This is a genomic window from Paraburkholderia sp. BCC1876 (assembly GCF_902833695.1).
Lineage (GTDB): Bacteria > Pseudomonadota > Gammaproteobacteria > Burkholderiales > Burkholderiaceae > Paraburkholderia.
Genome location: NZ_CADFGI010000003.1, coordinates 354,511 through 371,614 on the forward strand (window position 1 = coordinate 354,511; position 17,104 = coordinate 371,614).

14 protein-coding genes are annotated in these 17,104 nt (G+C 65.5%); 1 reads left to right on the forward strand and 13 read right to left on the reverse strand.

Annotated features, from left to right (window positions below):
• Window positions 1–3: 3 nt before the first annotated feature.
• The 13 genes from HWY05_RS13355 to HWY05_RS13415 form a co-directional block, all read right to left on the reverse strand.
• A complete protein-coding gene (locus HWY05_RS13355) occupies window positions 4–1,188 on the reverse strand; it encodes a beta-ketoacyl-[acyl-carrier-protein] synthase family protein (protein WP_176058656.1) in 1,185 nt (394 codons plus the stop codon).
• The gene (locus HWY05_RS13360; RefSeq protein WP_176058657.1) at window positions 1,185–3,725 is read right to left on the reverse strand and encodes an MMPL family transporter; all 2,541 of its coding nucleotides are present in this window, start codon (window positions 3,723–3,725) and stop codon (window positions 1,185–1,187) included. The genes HWY05_RS13355 and HWY05_RS13360 overlap by 4 nt, the downstream gene beginning before the upstream one ends.
• Complete coding sequence (locus tag HWY05_RS13365; RefSeq protein WP_176058658.1) at window positions 3,725–4,441, reverse strand: outer membrane lipoprotein carrier protein LolA; 717 nt, start codon at window positions 4,439–4,441, stop codon at window positions 3,725–3,727. The genes HWY05_RS13360 and HWY05_RS13365 overlap by 1 nt, the downstream gene beginning before the upstream one ends.
• Window positions 4,429–4,860, reverse strand: coding sequence for a thioesterase family protein (locus HWY05_RS13370; protein WP_035547697.1), 432 nt, complete (start codon window positions 4,858–4,860; stop codon window positions 4,429–4,431). Before HWY05_RS13370 ends, HWY05_RS13365 begins: the two co-directional genes overlap by 13 nt.
• Window positions 4,857–6,476: an aromatic amino acid ammonia-lyase gene (locus HWY05_RS13375; protein ID WP_176058659.1), complete on the reverse strand. Its 1,620-nt coding sequence runs from the start codon at window positions 6,474–6,476 to the stop codon at window positions 4,857–4,859. Before HWY05_RS13375 ends, HWY05_RS13370 begins: the two co-directional genes overlap by 4 nt.
• On the reverse strand, window positions 6,463–8,232 hold the full coding sequence (locus HWY05_RS13380; protein ID WP_176058860.1) for a glycosyltransferase family 2 protein: 1,770 nt from the start codon (window positions 8,230–8,232) through the stop codon (window positions 6,463–6,465). The genes HWY05_RS13375 and HWY05_RS13380 overlap by 14 nt, the downstream gene beginning before the upstream one ends.
• Entirely contained in the window at window positions 8,232–9,938 is a 1,707-nt protein-coding gene (locus tag HWY05_RS13385; RefSeq protein ID WP_176058660.1) for an AMP-binding protein, read from the reverse strand. Before HWY05_RS13385 ends, HWY05_RS13380 begins: the two co-directional genes overlap by 1 nt.
• Window positions 9,935–10,636 (reverse strand): membrane protein, encoded by a 702-nt coding sequence (locus tag HWY05_RS13390; protein ID WP_035547708.1) that lies wholly within the window; start codon window positions 10,634–10,636, stop codon window positions 9,935–9,937. The genes HWY05_RS13385 and HWY05_RS13390 overlap by 4 nt, the downstream gene beginning before the upstream one ends.
• Entirely contained in the window at window positions 10,636–10,887 is a 252-nt protein-coding gene (locus HWY05_RS13395) for an acyl carrier protein (RefSeq protein ID WP_035547711.1), read from the reverse strand. The genes HWY05_RS13390 and HWY05_RS13395 overlap by 1 nt, the downstream gene beginning before the upstream one ends.
• A gap of 3 nt (window positions 10,888–10,890) precedes the next feature.
• Window positions 10,891–11,190, reverse strand: coding sequence for a phosphopantetheine-binding protein (locus HWY05_RS13400; protein ID WP_035547715.1), 300 nt, complete (start codon window positions 11,188–11,190; stop codon window positions 10,891–10,893).
• On the reverse strand, window positions 11,165–11,959 hold the full coding sequence (locus HWY05_RS13405) for a lysophospholipid acyltransferase family protein (protein WP_035547718.1): 795 nt from the start codon (window positions 11,957–11,959) through the stop codon (window positions 11,165–11,167). The genes HWY05_RS13400 and HWY05_RS13405 overlap by 26 nt, the downstream gene beginning before the upstream one ends.
• Window positions 11,943–12,707: a beta-ketoacyl synthase chain length factor gene (locus HWY05_RS13410; protein WP_176058661.1), complete on the reverse strand. Its 765-nt coding sequence runs from the start codon at window positions 12,705–12,707 to the stop codon at window positions 11,943–11,945. Before HWY05_RS13410 ends, HWY05_RS13405 begins: the two co-directional genes overlap by 17 nt.
• Before the next feature lie 643 nt (window positions 12,708–13,350).
• Window positions 13,351–14,058, reverse strand: coding sequence for a DUF4136 domain-containing protein (locus HWY05_RS13415; RefSeq protein ID WP_035547721.1), 708 nt, complete (start codon window positions 14,056–14,058; stop codon window positions 13,351–13,353).
• A gap of 225 nt (window positions 14,059–14,283) precedes the next feature.
• Here HWY05_RS13415 and pepN point away from each other — a divergent pair, with 225 nt between their 5' ends.
• Window positions 14,284–16,989 (forward strand): aminopeptidase N, encoded by a 2,706-nt coding sequence (gene pepN, locus HWY05_RS13420; RefSeq protein ID WP_176058662.1) that lies wholly within the window; start codon window positions 14,284–14,286, stop codon window positions 16,987–16,989.
• Window positions 16,990–17,104 lie beyond the last annotated feature (115 nt).

A 17,104-nucleotide genomic window follows, 5' to 3' on the forward strand; every position in this document is an offset into this window, starting at 1 on the left:
GCATTACCGGGCCAGAATCAGGCTGACATTGCTGCCGCCGAAAGCAAACGAATTGCTCATCACGTACTGCGAATCCGCGCCGCGCGGCAGAAAGCGCTCGTTCTCGACGAGGTCCAACGCCGGTAGTGAAGGATCGGCCTCGCCGTCCCACACATGACGCGGCAGCGGCACGTCGTCGCGCGACAGCGTCAGCCACGCGAAGCCGAGTTCCGTGGCGCCGGCCGCGCCGAGCTGGTGGCCGGTCAACGGCTTGGTGCCGCTCGCCGCGACGCCCTCGGGGAAGACTCGCGCCATCAGGCCGGCTTCCATCTCGTCGTTCTTGCGTGTGGCAGTGGCATGCAGATTCACATAGCCGATCGCCGACGACGCGACGCCCGCATCCGCGAGCGCTTCGCGCAGCGCGAGTTCGCCGCCCACGCCTTGCGGGTCCGGCGCCGAGATGTGATGCGCGTCGCTCGACTCGCCGACGCCCGCGAGCCGCACCGTCGCTTCGTCGCGGCTCATCAGAAACACCGCGGCGCCTTCGCCGACGTTGATGCCGCAGCGATTGCGGCTCATCGGATTAGTGCGCACGGCGCTGGTCGATTCGAGCGAGGCGAAACCCTGCACCGTCAACTCGCACAGCGAATCGACGCCGCCCACCACCACCGCATCGCACAACTGCAACTGCAGCAGACGACGCGCTGACGCAAACGCCTTCGCGCTCGACGTGCAGGCCGTCGAAATCGTGAACGCCGGCCCACGCAATCCGAGCACAGCGGCGGCGAACGGCGCGGCGGTGCCGATTTCCATCTGCCGGTAATTGAAGCTCGCGGGCAAGCTGCCGGCCTGCACCTGATAGACGAACGCGGCTTCGGCCGCTTCGATGCCCGACGTGCTGGTGCCGAGCACCACGCCGATCCGGTGCGCGCCGTAACGTTCGCGCGCGACCTCGACGGCGGGGGCGATCTGCGTCAACGCGGCGAGCAGCAGACGGTTGTTGCGGCAGTCGTAACGCGCGAGTTCGGCGGGCGGCGCCAGATCGAGCGGCGCGAGCACGCTGCCGACGAACGCCTCGCCGATTCCCGTATGCGCGCTGCCCATGCCGGGCGACTGCGCGGCGGCGAGCGCCGGAGCGATGTGGTCGAGGTCGCCGCCGAGCGCGTTGATCATGCCGAGCGCGTGCAAATAAACTGATGGCGCTTTCATGCGACCCTCCTTGATTCCGATGGCATGCCGATCGGCGCGAGCAGCACCGAGACGAGAATGCCGAGCGCGAGCGTGGCGCCAAAACTCTTCAGCGCGGGCATGGCGCTCATGCCGAGCATGCCGAACGACAACAGCGTAGTGGCCGACGAGAGCAGCACGCCGGTCCAGACCGCGCCGAGATCCGCCTCCGCGCGCAGACAACCTTCGCGCAGAAACACGGCATAGTTTGCGCCGACGCCGAGCACCAGCATGAGCGCGAGCCAGTTGAACAGATTGAGCGGCACGTGCGCATAGCCGAATGCGGCCAGCGTGACGCTCACGGCGAGCAATACCGGCAAGGTCACGGCGATGCCGCCGCGCAGACGATCGGCCACGTGGATTGTAGGTCGGGTGCCTGGCACACGGTCGTTCTGCGAGGTGTCCGTCACGGATGCTGCGTTCGCGGCGCGCACCGGGCGGCCTTCCTGCGAGACATCCACCGAGGTAACGTCCTTCGGCGCGTATCTCACCACCAGCAGAATCAGCACGAGCGCAAGCGCGCCGCCGAGCCACCAGCCGCTATCCACGCGATACGCGCCGAACAGCTTCGACACGCTCGCGGCTTTGTCGACGAACACCACGCCCGGCAGACTTTGCGCCGTCGCGATCAGCGTGGGTTCATTTTGCGGCGTCACGCCCTGCGGAATCACCACGGCGGCATACGCTTTCGTAGCAGGATCGACTTCGCCGAGCCACAAATGCCGATACGGTTGCGACCACGGCGCGGCGAGCCATGTGTTCACCGTCAACGGCGCTTGCGGTTTGGCGAACGCGGCGAGCCACGCGTCGGCGACTTCGTCCTTGAAGCCGGCTTGCAGCAGCGTCGCGCGCAACGCGGCCGGGTCATTGAAAACGTGTTGCGCGAGCAACGCATGATCGTCGTTCTGCTGTTTCGCGGACGGCACGAATTGCGCGACCGATTGATAGCTGCCCACCTTGTTCGCGGTGCCGTCCAACGCATCCAGTTTCGAACCCAGCGCTTCGGCGCGTTGCAACACGAGCTCCGGCGTCTCGCCACGCACGACGAAAAACTGCGCGCTGTTGTCCACGCCGATCGCGTCGCGCACCTTGTCCTCCTGCGCGACGAGCGACGGATCGCGCTGGATCAGCAAATGAATATCGTCGTCGCTGGTCAAACGCAGCCAGCCGGGAATCGCGACGATCAGCAGCAGCGCCGCGACGAACCACGCGCGTCGGCCGCCGATCGCGCGATGCCAGACCGTCAGCCCACGCGCCGCACCCGCGAACAGACGCTGCGGACTGCGCTTCGGCGGCCGCGTCAGCAAGGCCGGCAACAGCCACAGCACCGAGGCGAATGCCGTCGTGATACCGGCCATCGCAAAGCACGCAATCTGCTTGAGCGCGGGGAACGGCACCCACATCAGGATCGCGTAGCCGAGCAGGCTGGTCGTCAATGCAACCGTCAGCGCGGGACGCACTGCGCGCGCGCCGCGCCGGGCATCCCAATCGCGGCCCGCGCCGAGATAGACCACGAAATACTGGATCGAATAATCGACGGCCTCACCGATCAGGCTCGCGCCGAACACCAGCGTCAACAGATGGAGTTTGCCGAACACCAGCATCGTGACGGCGAGCGCGCAGACAATGCCGAGCGCCGTCGACACGAAGCCGAGCAGCAGCAGACGCGGCGAGCGGAACACCCACATCATCAGAAGCGCGATGCCGCACAGCGACGCGACGCCGATCAGATGTACCTCATGTTCGGAAGCGCTGCGCGCCGATTCCGCGTAGAACACCGCACCGGTTCGCGCGACCGAGACGTCAGGGAACGATGACTTGAGTTGCTGTTCGCCTCGGGCAAGCGCGGCGAGCACGGCGTGCTGCGTCTTCGTTTCGTACGCCGAGCCCGGCAAGGTCGCGACGATCAGCACGCTGGTCGCGGCGCCGCGATGCGATACCAGCAGGTTGTCGTCGAGTTCGAGATTCGAGGTGGCGAGCGGCAGGCCGTTCAGCCAGTGTTCGAGCCAGCCGAACGGGTCGTCGGCGAGTTGCGTCGTCAGGCCGCCGTGCAGCGGGCTATAGATGCGCTGCGCGAGCGTGTCGTGCAAGGTGGATTGCTGTGGTGTAGCGAGCGCCGCGCGATCGGCCGGCGTCAACAACCCAAAGCGATACGGCAGATACAACGCGCCGATCTGCGACAGATCGAACGGCGGCAACTCCGCCGTCACCGAACCAAACGCCCCGCTCTGCCGCAGCGACGCGCCTAATTGCCGGGCCGCGGCCTTCGCATGCGCGTCGTCCTTGCTGGTGACGAGAAACACCGTGCGATCGCCGAGCGCGCTCGCCAGCGTGTCGACCGCCTGTTCGGCGACCGGGTCGGCCTCGGTGGCCGGCAACAGCGCGAGCAGATTGGTCTGCAACGGCGACGGTCCCGCGAAACGCCAACCGCAATACAGCGTCGCGATCAGCGCGAGCAGCAGCCACGCGGCGCGCATGCTCCACGCCTGTTTCGCGGACCGCTGTTGCAGCATGTCCATTACGGCGCTCCGAGCAGGCTGCGTTCAGCCGGCGTGAGTTCGGCGACCGCCGCACTCTTCGCGAAGTCGAGCCGGGTCACGTCGCCATTCGCGAGCGTGATGCGCAAGCTTTGCAGAAAGTCCCCGCCGCTCATCTCCAGACCCTTGATCGATTGCGCGATCTGCGGCTGGTTCGGCGTGAGTTGCATGCGCCATTGCGCGGCGCTGCCTTCGGCTTGCACGTCGAATTGCGAGTACAGCGCGGACAGATCGCCGCCGAGCATCGCGCGCATCATCTTCGAGACTTGCGCGACGCCGCGCGCGCCTTGTGCGCTGTGAGCCGTCACGCGCTGGCCGGCGGCGTTGAGTTCGGCGACGCCGGAATCGGTGATCACGTAGGTGGCTTTGTACGGCGTGTCGATCTGCCAGATCACGCCGCGTTCGCGGAAGAACAGCAGCGAGCCGCTGCTGACCAGCGGCTGTTTCATCGCGGCGAGGGTCTGCGTCTGCGTGAACTGTGCGCGCACGCCCTTGGCCTGCGCGAGATGCGCGGCGATCTGCGAGACCAGCGCGGGGTTGCCGGCAGCGGATGCCTGCAATGCCGACGATGTCTGCGACGATGGCGACGATTGCGCGGCCATGGCGGACAGCGGCCACGCGAGCGCCCCCACCACGCCGCACGCACCGAGTGCGACCCAGCCGCTCACCAGCGCCGCGCGCAAGCTCATTGTCCCCATGCGCGCTCCAGCTTGTCGAACACGACCGGCGGCGACACGAACTGCAGCTCCTGGGTCGCGGCATCGACCGCGACCTGAATCGTATAGCCTTTGGTCAGCCGCGTACCGGACGCGCAGTCGACGATTTCGTAGCCTATTTTCAGGCGGTTTTCGTGTTCGAGCAGTTGCGTGCGCACTTCGATCTGCTGGCCGTAAATGGCCGGCCGCACATACTTGAGATGCACCTCGACGATCGGCCACAGATAGCCGGACGCCTGCATCTCGCGGTAGTCGTAATCGAAGGTACGCAGCAGCGCCGCGCGGCCGATCTCGAAGTACTTCAGATAATGGCCGTGCCAGCAGACGTTCATCGCATCGACGTCGTGGAACGGCACTTCGACCATGGCGCTCGCGCTCGGCACTTTGCGGGACTCGCTCATGCGTGCGTCCCTCCGCGATAGTCTTGCAGCAGATCGCAATCGGCAATGCGCGCGGTCAGCGCGCGCAACTCGTGTTCGAGCGCACGGTCTTCGTCGACGAACGGCGATGCCGCGCTCACACGGTCCATAAAGCGCTGCAGCGGCGCCGGCACCGGCGTCTCGCTATCGAGCCTCAGGCGCAGGCGCGCGGCCTGCACGGTTGCCAGCGTGTGCGCGGCGGCCACCTGTTCGGTCAATTCCAGCACGCGCAAACAGTCGCGTGCTGCGATCGTGCCCATGCTGACTTTGTCCTGGTTGTGCGCCTCGGTGGAGCGCGAGAACACACTCGCGGGCATCGTGTTCTTCAACGCTTCGGCAGTCCATGCGGACGACGAAATCTGCACCGCCTTGAAGCCGTGATTGATCGCCGCCCGCGCGGGCGCCGCGCCCGACAGATTGCGCGGCAAGCCATTGTTGAAGTTCACATCGACCAGCAACGCGAGCTGCCGGTCCATCAGATCGGCGAGATTGGCCACCGCGACCTTCAGCGAATCCATCGCGAACGCGATATGGCCGCCGTAGAAGTTGCCGCCGTGCAGCACGCGTCCGTTGTCGGGATCGATCAGCGGATTGTCGTTCGCGCTGTTCAACTCGTTCTCGACGTCGCGACGCACCCACGTCAGCGCGTCGCGCGCCACGCCGATCACGTGCGGCGCGCAGCGAATCGAATAGCGATCCTGCAGCCGATGACCCGGCGTATCGTCGCGTCCGCTCAGATCGTCGCGAATCCAGGCTGCGGCTTCGGCCTGGCCGGCGTGCGGCTTCACTTCGAACAGCATCGCGTCGAAGTGCGCGGCGCGGCCGTCGAGCGCCACCGTGCAGAGCGCCGTGAGACGCGCGGTGAGGCGCGTCAAGTGATCGGCGCGCGCGAACGCGAGACAGGCGAGGCCCGTCATCACTGCCGTGCCGTTCATCAGCGCGAGGCCTTCTTTCGGCGCGAGTGTGAGCGGCGCGTGACCGAGTTCGCTCCAGACGTCGCGCACGTCGCGCAGTTGCCCGGCGAACATCACGTCGCGTTCGCCCGCCAATGCGGCGGCCACATACGACAACGGCGTCAGGTCGCCGCTCGCGCCGACCGAACCTTCCGACGGAATGCGCGGCAGCACGCGATGATTGACCAGATCGGCGAGCCGTTCGAGCAACACCGGACGCACGCCGGAAAAGCCATAAGCGAGCGAGTTCAACCGCGCGGCGATCACTGCGAGGGTTTGCGCGTCGTCGAGATACTGGCCCATGCCGCAGCCGTGATAGCGCGTGAGTTGCAACGGCAGCGCTTCGACCAGTTCCATCGGCACGTCCACCACGCAGGCATCGCCGTAACCGGTGTTGACGCCGTAGACGGTCGCGCCCTCCGCCAGATGACGGCGCAGGAAATCCGCACCGCGCTGGATTCGCGCGCGCCACGCCGGATCGGCGCTCAGCGCGATCGGCGCACGTTGATGGGCAATCGCGACGACCTCTTCGATCGTCAGCTTGCGGCCGCCGACCACGACGGCGTTTTCGGCTGCATCGGCATTAGCTTTTGCGTTCGTCTTTGCGTCGGTAACCGACGCATCGATCAGATCATGTTCGGCCATTCGCGCCTCGCTTGGGGCTGGCCCAGAAATCGAAGAAATTGAACCATTGATAAGGGGCCTTGCGGCAATAGTGTTCGAGCCGCGCGGCGTAACGTTGCGCCCATGCCGCGAGATGCTGCGCGCGTTCGCGGCGCGGCAACTCGATGCGCTCGGCGAACGGCTCGAAATAAAGACGGTAACCGTCCTGTTCTTTCAGACAGAAAAACAGATAGACCGGGCAGCCCAACGCGTGCGCAAGCACATAAGGGCCCTGCGCGAACGGCGCGGTCGAGCCGAGAAATTGTGCTTCGGTCGTGCGTCCCGTTTCGTGCGCGGGCACGCGGTCGCCGACGATCACCAGCAACTCGCCGTTGTCCACGCGTTCCTGCATCAGCATCGCGGTCTCGGGACCGAAGTCGCGGACTTCGAGCAGATGGCGCGCGAACTCGCTATTGGCCGACGCCAGCACGCTGTTGAAGCGGCGCGCGTGCTCGGTATAGACGACCGCGGTGACCTTCGCATAAGCGCCCTGCGCGGCGAGCGCGCGGGTCATTTCCAGATTGCCGAGATGCGCGCCGATCACGAGCGCGCCCTTGCCGCTCGCGGTCAGCGCCTGGAAGGCGGCGGGATCTTCGAATATGACGTCGGCGTTGTTGACGCGGCCGGACCATGCCGCGAGCTTGTCGAAGCCCGATTGCGCGAACGCCAGCATGTGCCGGTACGCGGACAGCCAGCCGGGACGCGGCGTATCGCCGTGCGGCGCGGCTTCGCCGAGATGTCTGAAGTAGTTGCTCGACGCTTCGCGCGCGGCGCGGCCGGTCAGCAGAAAATACGCAACGATCGGATGCAGCCACAGCGAGGTGAAACGGCGGCCGAACAGCTTGCAACTGAGCGCGAGCAAGGACATGCCGAGGTGGCTGCCGCGTTCGGCGATGCGCCACCAGTCTTGCTGGGTTTTATCGTGCTTGTTGGGCTTTTCGATTGGAGCGCTTTGAGCGCTTTGGTCGGTTCCGGCATTCGCGAGTACAGCGCGGCGCGGCATTACCTTGTGCGCGAGCAGCATCGGCAGACGCCACAGCATGCCGAACACGAGCCGCGTATGGCTGCGACTGATGCGCACGTTGTCCCACAGCACATCGAAATGCGACACACCGTCGGCGGCATACGTGACGCGCGTCGGAATGGAACGGAACGCCGCGCGCCGCCAGTAGAGGCGCACGAGGATCTCGATGTCGAAGTCCATACGCGTGGGCAACTGCACGCGGTCGATCAACTCGCAGGCGAGCGCCAGCGGATATAAACGGAAGCCGCACATCGAATCGCGAATGGTCAGCGACAGCGTTTCGATCCACACCCACACATGCGTCAGATATCGGCCGTAGAGGCGCGCTTTCGGCACGCTCTCGTCGTAGACCGGGCGACCGAGAATCACCGCGCCGGGTTCGGCTTGCGCGGCTTCGATGAAACGTGGCACGTCGGTGGCGTCGTGCTGACCATCGGCGTCGATCTGCAACGCGTGCGTGAAACCGGCGCGGTGCGCGGCGCGCAGCCCCGCCATCACCGCCGCGCCTTTGCCGCCGTTGACCGGCAAACGCAACAGCGTCAACTGATCCGCGTACTGCTGCGCGAGCGCGGCGAGCACCTGCTGGGTCGCCTCGTCGCTGCCATCGTCGACGACGAACAGCGGCAAACCATGCACCGCGAGATGACCGACGGTCGCGCCGATCGCGTCTTTATGGTTGTAGATCGGAATGACGATGCACGCGGCGAACTTCATCACGCGGGCTCCCGGTAGACGATCACGCCGGACGCGCATTCACGGCCGCTCAGTTTGTAGACGAACTGCACGCGCCGACGCTCGGCGTCGTGGGCCAGGGTCAGTTTCAGGACCGCGCCCGGCGCCACCGGCGCCATGAACTTCAAACGATCGATCGATGCAATCGCGCGCGCCGCCGGTACATGATCGGCCGCGAGGCGGATCGCCCAGTCGACCTGCACCACGCCAGGCAGAATCGGCAGCCCCGGAAAATGGCCGGCAAAATGCACGAGCGTGGGCGGCACACGCAGGTCGTAGTGCAGCGTGTCGCCGCTGCGCGCTTCGGCGAGTACTTCCATGCCTTCGCTGCGCGGTTCGAACGCGGCGGCGAGCGCCGCGACCGGCAGCTTGCCGCGTGCGTCGAACGGCAGCGTCGCGCGAAACCGCCAGTGACGCGGCAGCACGACGACGTCGAAATAGTCGGCGAGATAACGGCGCAGCGTCTTCGCAAGCGCCACGCGGCCTTCGCCGCGCAACGCCTCGCTGCCCGCTTCGGTCAACGCCACGACAGCGCCGACGCGCTCGCGCGTGGCGCCTTCCAGCGGCACCAGCGCCGCTTGCGCGACATACGGATGCCGCGCGAGACGCGCTTCCAGTTCCGGCAACGACACGCGCTTGCCGTCCAGTTTCAGCACGCGATCCAGGCGTCCTTGCAGACGGAAACGGCCGTCGGCGTCGAGCGCGATCTGGTCGTCGGTACGATGCCAGCCGCGGTGGTCGAGATGCGGCGAGCGCACGTTCAGCGCACCGTCTTCGTCGCGACGCACTTCGATACCGGCTACCGGTTGCCAGGTGTCCGTCTGATCCTGACGCCGCCACGCAATGCCGCCGGTCTCCGTGCTGCCGTAGATTTCGAGCGGCGCGGCGCCATAGGCGGCGGCGTATTCCCGCGCGGCGTCCAGCGCGAGCGGTCCGCCCGACGAGAAAAACGCGCGCGGCGCCGGCGTCAATGCGGCAAAACCGGGCAACGCGGGCCAACGCGACAGTTGCGCGGGCGTCGACACCACGACCGTCGCGCCGCTTTGGTCGATCTGCTGTTGCAGATGCAAGGGTTCCAGGCTGATCGCGCGGTCGAACGCGCGGCCCGCCCCGAGCGGCCACAACACGCGAAACAACAAACCGTAGATGTGGTGATGCGGCACGCTCGCGAGCATCGTCGCGTCGCCGACCAGCGCGCCCCATTGGCGTTCGAGCGTGTGCACTTCGGCGTTGAATTGCGCGAGCGTTTTGCGGATCGGTTTGGGGATGCCGCTGCTGCCGGAGGTGTAGAGCGTGAGCGGGGCTTGCGGGTCGATGGGGTGAGCGGCGTAGGCCGCGTGGGTTGCCGCTGGGTTATCGCCCGCCACGAACAGCGGCAAATCCGCATCCGTCAGCACCGCGTCATAAGCATCGGCCAGATCCGCGAGATACCCCGGCGTCGCATTCGCCGGAATCACCGGCTCTTTTCCGCACGCGAACAGCGCAAACAACGCGCAGGCAAAATCAAAGGGATCGTCGATACACAGCGCGTAACGTTGCGCGTCGCGCGTTTGCAGCAGCGCGATCAACCCCGCCACGCGCGCGCGAAACGCGGCGCGATCGAGCACCACGCCGCCATCGCGGCATACCGGCGTTTTCAACCCGGCGGCTTCGGCAGCCGCCGACAACACAGCATGCAACGCAATCATGCCGCCTCCGAACGCGCGGCTCGCGGCAGCACCACCAGATAGCGCCAGACAATCTCGGCCACCAGCAGCACGCCGATCAGCCCATACGCGATCGCCCCGTTATACAGCGACCAGTTCGCGCGACTCCAGTACAGCGCCGTATAGGCGGAAAACGCGCCGTTCAACGCAAAGAAGCCGCACCACACCTGCGTCACGCGCCACGTATGACGCACCGCGCGCGGCGGCAGATCCGGATTGCCGAGCCGCGCGAATTTCTCGATCATCGACGGCCCGCGCACGAGCGTCGCGCCGAACGCGATCAACAGCCCCAGATTGACGAGCGACGGATAGAGGCGCAACAGCAGTTCGCTATTGGTCAGCACGATCGCCGCCGACGCGCAGCTCAGCAAGCCGACCACGGTCCAATCGATCGACGAAAGCCGCCGCAGCGAAGTCGCGACCGGACCGCTGCCGGCCCAGCGCTGCAACCACAGGATCGCGAACAGCATGCAGCCGACGTAGCGCGGCGTGTCCCAGCGCCACGCGCACAGAATCAGCGCGGGATAGGCGAGCTTCAACAGCACCTGGACGGCGGTTTTAGCCCAGCCGCGCCCGGCGTCCGGCGAGGCCGGGACGGTCCCGGCGGCCGTGACGTGAGCGTGAGCGTCGGCGTCGGCCTGATCCGCCGCCGCTTGCCTACGCGAGCGCGCGGCGAACATCAGCCTTGTGCCGCCAGCAGGGATTCGACCGCACCGATCACATCGCCGACCGTGCGCACCGATTTGAACTCTTCCGGCTTGATCCGGCGGCCGGTCATTTCCTGCAGTTTGATCGCCAGGTCGACAGCGTCGATGCTGTCGAGATCGAGCTCTTCGAACAGGTTCGCTTCGGGCGTCACGCGCTCCGGCTCAATCGCGAAGTTCTCTTTGAAAATGGCGCGGATGCGCTCAAGAATCTCAGCCTCGGACACGATTTATTCCCCCTTTCTGGTGGTTTCATTCACAGCGTGCGCCGCTTCGCGCTGGCTCGCGACGAGCGCGGCCAGGGTGCTGATCGAACGGAAGTGTTCGCGCGTGCGTTCGTCGTTCGCTGCGATGGTCAGTTGGTATTGTTTGCGCAGCACGATGCCGATTTCGAGTGCATCGATCGAATCGAGACCGATGCCGTCGGTATCGAACAACGGGGCGTCGTCGTCGATATCGGCGGGGCTCAGGTCTTCCAGATCGAGGGCCTCGATCAGAAGCTGTTTAATTTCCAGTTTTAAAGAATCCATAATCGAACAGGTGCTGAGTAATGTGTGCTTCGATGGCGCTCGTCACGCTGCGCGCCGCAAGGGCCGGTGTCGCGTCGTGCGCCGCGAGCTGCTCGACGTCGAGCGGCTCGAGGACATTCACGCGCATCCGGAATGCGCGCGCCGGCACGTCGTACCAGCGCATCTGCTTGGTGAAAGCGGGAGGATCGCAGTCCATCAGCACCGGCACGATCGGCGCGCCGACCTTCAGGGCCATGTGCGCGAAACCGCGCGAAAACGCATGCAAGCGGTTCGGCGCGGGACTGCGCGTGCCTTCCGGGAAAATGATCATCGTGTAGCCGGCCGCCAGTTGCCGCGCGCCGGCCTCGACGAGTTCCGAGGGGTCGGCATTGCTGACGTATTCCGCCGAGCGCACGATGCCCCAGAAACAGGGGTTGCTCCAATGCGCGTTTTTCACCACGCAACAGGCGTGCGGCGTGAGCGACAACAGCACCATCACGTCGAGATAAGTGGGGTGATTCGCGACCACGATCGCCGGGCCGCCCGCGCGCAACGCCTCGACGTTCGACACATCGAGCTCCATCACGCCGACGCGCTGCAGCACCGCGACCAGCGCGCGGAAAAACCAGTGGATCACGCTCGTCACCGCGAATTGCCGCGACGCGCGATGCGGCCATACCCACGCAAGCGGAAACACCAGCACCGAAAACAGGGTGCCGCATACGCCGAACACCACGAAGGCCATGCCCGTTGCACAGAGACGCCAGCCGTAATCAAGCCGCGAGGTCATGCCAGCTCCAGTGCCAGGTGGCGTCGGCGTGTTGCCAGGCGCCCGGGTTGCCGGTTTCAAGGCAGTGCAGCAATGCCTGGCTTTGCGTCGCAAAAGTAGTCTCGGGGACGGGGGGGTTTGCAGCGCCGGCCGGACTGTCTGCATTGTCCGGCGCGTGCGCCTTGTCGGACGCATCTGCCATGCCCGCGCCGTCACCCGCGGACAACCTGCACATCAGTTGCCCTGTGGCTGCGTCGCTGTGCAGCAGGATCGCCAGCGCGCCGCCAGGCACTTCGTCTTCGATCGTGCCGTAGGCCGGATCGGCCGGTTCGTCGGCATACACCAGCAGCACCGGCGAGCCGGATTGCGCCGCGTATTGCGCGTGCGCTTCCAGCAACGCGTAGCCGAGCGTTTCGGCACCGGCCGAAATCGCGCTGGCCGCGGACCGGTCGCCGCGCGCAATGCCGAACACGCCGGTCATCGCGTTGAGCACCGACAGGCTGAACGCGGTCGGCGACACCGGCTCGCCGGCGCTGATGGCGCGCAGGATGTCGGTGGTCCGGCGCAGTTCGCCGTGACGCGACGCAAACACGACCCGCGCCGGCTCTTGCGCGACGCACTCGTGCGCAACCTTCAGCGCGACTCGCGACAGAGTGCTGAGACGACGCCGTACGATCGGCTCGATAAAGCCGATGTCGGGTGCAGCAGATGCGGCAGCAGGCCAGCTAGACCAGCGAGCGACCGGAATGGTCCAGTGCAGATCGGGCATATCGGTGTTCGCGCGTTGATGCGAGGAGAGGCTGAAGCGCCTGACGGAATACGCAGCCGTCACAGCGTGCGGGCGCCGCGCGGACCGGCAATCTCCAGCCGGGAGTCAATCCAGATCCAGCTTTCTTATATAGGGTTCAGCGAATTAACGGCACCGAGCCCCATTTATTTAGGCACCGTTGACAATTAGTGTGACAAATTGTCCCGAGCCCCCGTACGGTGGCCGAATCATACTGAATATTGTGGATTAAATCAGCCACAAAAGACGTATCCATCTGTATCCGTATCGCCTGCACGACGGTTCTTCAAATACGCGTCAAGCCGCGCCGGCGGCGCTTCCCCGCACCGCGCTTGTGCCGCGCGCCCTGCCCCGCCGGGCTCGGCCGCCGACAACGATGCTTGGGACGATATCCTTACGCTCCAATACTTTCATTTAACTTTCTTAATAACTGTTTCATTTGACGAATTTTCCAACTTCACGCGACGCCCCGTTTTAATCCGCGCTACGCGCCATGCAGGTTCGCTGGCGGTAAAAGCGAAACGGCCCGGCAGGTCATCCCTGCCGGGCCGTTCTGTTTCTTCCGCCTGGATTGCTGGAGCGCGTCATCACGCCCTCCAGCGCACCCGCTTACTGCGCTTACTGGTTACTGCACGACCTTCGGCGCGGAAGCCGGCGCCGGCATCGCAGCGGGTGCGGCGCCCGTGGCGGCCATTTCGTTCGGTGCGCCGTCGTTCTTGTCGAGCGGAATCTTGACGGTATGCACGATGCCGTTGCCCAGCGGGAAATCGGCCAGCGCACTGCGCGCCAGATACGGCATGGCCCTGACCAGCGACGACTCGGCGCCCGAGTTGCGCGCGGTCACGTTATAGACTTCCTTGCCGGTCGCGCGCTCGGTGATCCGCACGCCGAGCAGATGCGTGAAGATCGGATAGCTCTGGCTCACATACCCGTTCGGAAACGGTCCATACGGACCCCACGGGCCCCACGGATCGAACGACCGTCCCCAGTAAGGCGCGGGCCACGGGTTGTAGTACACCGGCTGGGAGACCGTCACCATGTCCGAGCGAATCCCGTATGAGAGCCCGACCAGATAGCGCGCCTGCGCGGTGTCCACCTGACGGAACGCATGCGTGGCCAGTTCGTTGGCCACCGCGCGCTCGTAAGTACTGAGTTCCAGATTGTTCTGCTGATCCGCCGCCCGCGTGAAGGCATAGGTGCGGGTCGCGTCGTTGCCGCTCCAGTCGGAGAAGGCTGTGACCTGGGTGGTCACGTAGGTCGTGCAGCCGGACAGCAGCACCGCCAGCGACGCTAGCAGCAACGTGGCGCGGCGGGTCCATCGATTGATTGTCATGGTCTACCTCGTGAAGCTCTGTGTTGCCCGTTATCGCCCGTCATGAGCGGATTCGCCGACGCGCGGGCTTTGTTCCGCGTCGGCGCCCGATAATACGCTGACCAGGCGATTCGGTAAAAAGTTCGCGCCGCACGAATGGCCGAGGCTTTGTACAATGGCTCGACAAGCCCGGCTCGCACGCCAGAAGCGAGCTTGCCGACTCGAGTTCCCATCCTACAGAACGCCATGGCCGATACCGCTACGCCCAATGTGATCCGCCGCGCCGATTACGCGCCGCCCGCTTTCCTGATCGACACCGTCGCACTCGAGTTCGATCTCGTCCCCGAACGCACAGTCGTGAAGAACACCATGCGGGTGCGCCGCAATCCGGACGCGTCGCACGCCACGCAGCTCGCGTTGATGGGCGAGCAACTCGAATTCGTCAGCGCCGTGATCGACGGCAAGCCGTTCGCCAACGTGCATGCGCATGAGCACGGCCTGCTGCTCGACCATGTCCCGGACGACTTCGAACTCACGCTCACCAGCGTCTGCAATCCGGTTGAGAACACCACGTTGTCGGGCCTCTATGTGTCGGGCGGCAACTTCTTCACGCAGTGCGAGGCCGAGGGTTTTCGCCGCATCACCTACTTCCTCGACCGACCCGACGTGATGGCGACCTACACGGTCACGCTGCGCGCCGACAAGGCCGATTATCCGGTACTGCTGTCGAACGGCAACCTGCTCGAAGAAGGCGATCTGCCGGACGGCCGCCACTTCGCGCGTTGGGAAGATCCGTTCCGCAAGCCGAGCTATCTGTTCGCGCTGGTCGCGGGCAAGCTGGTGGCGCTCGAAGAACGCGTGAAGAGCGGCTCAGGCAAGGAAAAGCTGTTGCAGGTCTGGGTCGAGCCGCACGATCTCGACAAGACCCGTCACGCGATGGATTCGTTGATCAACTCGATCCGCTGGGACGAGGAACGCTTCGGGCTCGAACTGGATCTCGACCGTTTCATGATCGTCGCGGTGAGCGACTTCAACATGGGCGCGATGGAGAACAAAGGCCTCAACATCTTCAACACGAAGTACGTGCTGGCGAACCCCGAAACGGCCACCGACACCGACTTCGCGAACATCGAGGCGGTGGTCGGCCACGAGTACTTCCACAACTGGACCGGCAATCGCGTGACCTGCCGCGACTGGTTCCAGCTGAGCCTGAAGGAAGGCCTGACCGTGTTCCGCGATCAGGAGTTCTCGGCCGACATGGCCGGCGGCCAGACCAACAGCAGCGACGAAGCCGCGCGCGCCACCAAGCGCATCGAAGACGTGCGCGTGCTGCGCCAGATGCAGTTCGCCGAAGACGCGGGTCCGATGGCGCATCCGGTGCGTCCGGAAAGCTACGTCGAGATCAACAACTTCTACACGATGACGGTCTACGAGAAAGGCTCGGAAGTCGTGCGGATGTATCAGACGCTGTTCGGCCGCGACGGCTTCCGCAAAGGCATGGACCTCTACTTCAAGCGTCACGACGGCCAGGCCGTGACCTGCGACGACTTCCGTCACGCGCTCGCCGACGCGAACGGCCGCGATCTGGCGCAGTTCGAACGCTGGTACAACCAGGCCGGCACGCCGCGCGTGTCGGTACGCACCCGTTACGACGCCACCCAGCAGCGCTACAGCGTGACGCTCACGCAAGGCTACGGCGAGGCGGCCTCGGCCGCGCGCGAGACGCAAAAGGGACCGCTGCTGATCCCGTTCGCGATCGGCCTGATCGGCCGCGATGGCGCAGACCTGCCGCTGCAGCTTGACGGCGAGGCGCAGGCTTCGGATAACACCACGCGCGTGCTGGAATTCACGCAGACGGAGCAGACCTTCACGTTCGTCAACGTGGCGCAAGAACCGCTGCCGTCGCTGCTGCGTAATTTCTCGGCGCCGGTGATCGTCGAATACGACTATTCGGCGGACCAACTGGCGTTCCTGCTCGCGCACGACAGCGATCCGTTCAACCGCTGGGAAGCGGGTCAACGCCTCGCAACCCGCGAGCTGCTGACGCTCGCCGCGCGCGCTGCGACCGGCGTGCCGCTGCAGCTCGACGACTCGGTCGTCGCCGCGTTCGCGCGCGTGCTGACCGACGAAACGCTCTCGCCGTCGTTCCGCGAACTGGCGTTGATGCTGCCGTCCGAGGCGTATCTGGCCGAGCAGATGGCGGAGTCGAATCCGGCCGCCGTGCACGCGGCGCGCCAGTTCGTGCGCAAGCGTCTCGCCAATGCGCTGAAGAGCGACTGGCTCAAGGTGGTCGAGCAACATCGCACGCCGGGTGCGTACGAAGCCACGCCGGAGGCGTCCGGCCATCGCGCGTTGAAGAATCTCGCGCTCTCGTATCTCGCCGAACTGGACGATCCGGCCGAAGCCGTGCGTCTCGCGGCCGCGCAATACGACGCCGCCAATAACATGACCGACCGCGCGGCGGCGCTATCGGTGCTGCTCAGTTCGGCAGCGGCGCACGGCAGTGGCGCCGACGCACAGCGCGCGCTGGACGACTTCTACCGGCGCTTCGAGAAAGAGCCGCTCGTGATCGACAAGTGGTTTGCCTTGCAAGCCGTACAGCGCGGCAGCGCGCAGCGTCCGGTGATCGACGTCGTACGCAAGCTGATGGCGCACCCCGCGTTCAACCTGAAGAACCCGAATCGCGCACGCTCACTGATTTTCAGCTTCTGCGCCGCCAACCCGGCGCAGTTCCATGCTGAAGACGGCTCGGGTTATGCATTCTGGGCCGAGCAGGTGATCGCGCTCGACGCGATCAATCCGCAGGTGGCCGCCCGCCTCGCCCGCTCGCTCGAATTGTGGCGCCGCTTCACGCCGACGCTGCGCGACGGCATGCGCGCCGCGCTGGAGAAAGTGGCCGCCCAGGTGAAATCGCGCGACGTGCGCGAGATCGTGGAGAAAGCGTTGGGGTGATGCTCGTCTGAGCGCTGTTTTGTTGCGAGAAGCCGGCACGCGTTGCCGGCTTTTTTTCGTTCTGAATTTGTCTTGGGTGGGACGAGGCGGCCACGCGCGCGGTGCTCAACGTTAG